Here is a 3,525-nt window from a genome sequence, read left to right on the forward strand (position 1 = left end):
CGCCGAAGATAACATCTCAGCCCGCAGCCGCGCGGTTTCGCCCTCATCAATCTCACCATCGCGCAGCGCCACGCCGTAGCTGTCGCGTGCCACCTGCTCAGAGACAAATCCACAGCGCACATCCTCCAACACGTGCTGCACATCGCGATCCACCGGCAAACCGTAACCACCCGCGCCGGGGCCGCGCACCTCGACAATATCGCCCGGCTGGCAGTGGATCACATCAGTATTGCCGTGTTCAATCACGGTGCCGTTACGCAACGTGCGGAAGTGCGAAAGGCCGCCAGATTCGCCGCCCAGCACGCCCGCCGAGGCGAACACCGAACGGTTGCGGTTGCGCGCCGTCACCGTGGTATTCGGCGCAAAAACTTCAAACGCCATCTCGGTGGCTAAACCGCCGCGATAACGCCCGGCTCCGGCGCTGTCGGCAGCTAAACCGTAGCGATGGAAATGGATTGGCACTTCGGCTTCGTTGATCTCAATCGGCGTGTTTTTCAGGAACGCCGATAAACCGCCGGAACCGTCGGGGCCATCGTGGCGCGGCGTGCCACCTGCCCCGCCGCCGACCGGACCCAGCGAGGCCACCACGCTGCGGTTGGCGCTGTCGGTGGTGCGGATGTTCATGATCGAGTTGCCGCCCGGCGAGTTTGCCGGTAAGCGATCGGGAATCGCCTGCGAAAACACACCAAGCGTGGCGATTTGCGACAGCGCGCAGGTCAGCGAGCGCATGCCGACCGCCGCCGGAGCTTCGCAGTTCATCACCGTGCCCGGCGGCAGAATGGCGCGCGTTGGGCGCAAAGTGCCGGCGTTGAGCAGCAGGTTACGATCCAGCGTCGAGAGCACATACGTCACGCCGACCAGCGCCAGCGGATGACGCTCGCGTCCGCCGGTCGGCATATTCAGCGACGATGATAATTGCGGATCGCTGCCGGTGTAATCGAGTTCCAGCGTGTCGCCGTTAACGCGCAAGGTGATCGCCACGCGGCACGGGAAACCGCCTTCGCCATCTTCATCGGCAAAATCAGCATAGAAGTATTCGCCATCAGGAATGGTGTTGATTATGCTGCGCGCTTGGGCTTCGGCGTAATCAAGAATCCCTTCGATCCCTTGCAGAAAATCGCCTACGCCAAAGCGCGCAATGATGTCGTGGATTTTGCGTTCGCCGACGTTGACCGAGGCGATCTGCGCTTTGAAGTCGCCCCAGTTTTGCTCCGGCGCGCGCACGTTGAGGCGCATGATGCGCGCCACTTCCTCATTCAGTTCGCCGTTGCGCACAATTTTCAGCGGTGGAATGCGAATCCCTTCCTGCACGATATCGGTGAGCGAGCGCGATAGCGAAGCCGGCACCGCGCCGCCGACGTCGGTGTTGTGGATGTGCCCCACCACAAAGCAGACAATTTCGCCGCCATGAAACACCGGTTTCCAGATATGGATATCGGGCGAGTGCGTGGCGACGTTACCGGCGTAGGAATCGTTGGTGATGCAGATATCGCCTTCTTCGTAGCTGTCGATCAGCGCCAGCACCGGGCCGTAATCGATGCCGCTGTACCAGGGCGCGCCGAAGCTGCGCGGTGAGGCGAACGCCAGGCCGTCGCGGCTGACGATCTGGCAGGAAAAATCTTCCGTCTCTTTGACGAAAGTGGAGTGTGCGGTGCGCATCAAGGTGAAGGCCATCGCATCGGCGGCGGCCGCGCAGTAGTTGGCCAGAATTTGCAGGTTACGTCCGTCAATCGCCATGTTAGTTCGCCTCCAACGGCGTAATCAGCAGGTTGCCAAAGCTATCCACATCCACTTTCATGTTGGGCGGCACGCAGGTGGTGCAGTCATCCTGCGCGACAATCACCGGGCCAATCAGCTGATGTCCGGCGCGCAGCGTGGCACGCAGCACTACATCCACCTGATGCGCCGCGCCATCGATCCACGCGCTAACCTGCTTCGCCACTTCAACCGGCGCGTCGGCGGCAGCCAGCTTATTGAGCGTGGGTTTTGGCGTGGGAGAAGCAATCACTAAACGCAGATTGATAATCTGCACCGGCGCATCGGCATCAAAGTGACCAAACAGCTGCTGATGCTGATGATCAAAGGCATCATGCAACGCCGCGACATCGGCCTGCGCCAGCCAGTGCGGCTCAAGTGCCACTTCAATTTCAAATGACTGGCCGCGATAGCGCATGTCGGCGCTGTAGTGCAGCGTGAACGGCATATGCGCGCCGTGCTGGCTGCTGAGCCAGTCACGCGCGCGCTGGCTCAGCGCCTCGGCTTCGGTCGCCAGACGATCCGCCAATGAAGCATCAAGATCGCTATACAGCGTGCGGATAAAGTCGTTACGGATATCTGCCACTAAACCACCCAACGCTGACAACACGCCCGGCGTCGGCGGCACGATCACCCCTTTCATGTTCAGCTCGCGCGCGAGGAAGCAGCCCATCATCGGGCCCGCACCGCCAAAGGCGAGGAACCAGAATTCACGCGGATCGAGGCCGAAGCGCGACAGCAAACCGCTGGTGTCGCCATACATGCTGGAGATCGCCAGCTCGATGGCGGTTTCGGCGGTCTCTTCAATGCTGATGCCGAGCTTATCCGCCAGCGGCTGCCACGCAGCGCGCGCGGCGGCGACATCCACTTGCACCGCGTTGTAGCCGAGATCGCCGTGACCAATCATGCCGCAGGCGGCAAAGGCATCGGTGGCGGTTGGCTGCGTGCCGCCGCGCTGGAAGCATACTGGGCCCGGAAGCGAACCAGCGCTGTCCGGCCCCATTTGCAGCACGCCCTGATTATCAATCCACGCCAGCGAACCGCCGCCCTGCCCAACGGACGTCACCGCCACCGACGGAATATAGATCGGGAAATCACCGATGATTTCGCCGTTGCCCTGCGCGACCTGGCCGTCAACGATCACCGCCACATCGGCGCTGGTGCCACCAATATCGAGGCTGAGAATTTTGTCGAAACCGCAGGCGCTGGCGAGGAAGCTGGCACCGATCACGCCCGATGCGGTGCCGGACAGCACCATCTGCACGCATTCACTTTTCGCCTGCTCGACGCCCATCACGCCGCCGTTGGATTTGGTGATGCGCGGTGGAGGACGCACGCCTTTCTCTTTTAACGCGCGCTCAAACGATTCCAAATAATTGATCACCATCGGCTGCACATAGGCGTTGATGGTAGCGGTGATGGTGCGTTCGTATTCGCGAATAATCGGCCAGATATCGGCGGAACAGGAGGTGAGCAATTCGGGCGCGTGTTGATTAATGATGGCTTTCACCGCCGCTTCGTTGTGGCGATTGCGATAGCTATGCAGCAGCGATACCACAATGCCCTGACAACCGGCTTCGCGTGCGGCGTTGATCGCATCCAACACGCTTTGCTTATCGACCTCGGTCAATACGTTGCCGTGGCGATCGGTGCGCTCTTTGATGGCGAACACCCGGTCGCGCGAAATCAGCGGCGCCGGTCGGCGCGAAAACAGATCATGAATGTGCGGGATCTTCAGGCGCGCCAGCTCCAGCACATCGCAAAAACCTT

2 protein-coding genes are annotated in these 3,525 nt (G+C 61.0%); both read right to left on the reverse strand.

Going from position 1 to position 3,525, the window contains the following annotated elements:
- Positions 1 to 1,737: hydantoinase B/oxoprolinase family protein (locus tag RTY00_RS16375; protein WP_312665143.1), on the reverse strand; the 1,737-nt coding region annotated here is incomplete at its 3' end.
- 1 nt (position 1,738) lies between these two features.
- Positions 1,739 to 3,525: hydantoinase/oxoprolinase family protein (locus RTY00_RS16380; RefSeq protein WP_312665144.1), on the reverse strand; the 1,787-nt coding region annotated here is incomplete at its 5' end.

It is taken from the genome of Pantoea sp. CTOTU49201, assembly GCF_032054795.1.
Taxonomy (GTDB): Bacteria; Pseudomonadota; Gammaproteobacteria; order Enterobacterales; family Enterobacteriaceae; genus Pantoea; species Pantoea symbiotica.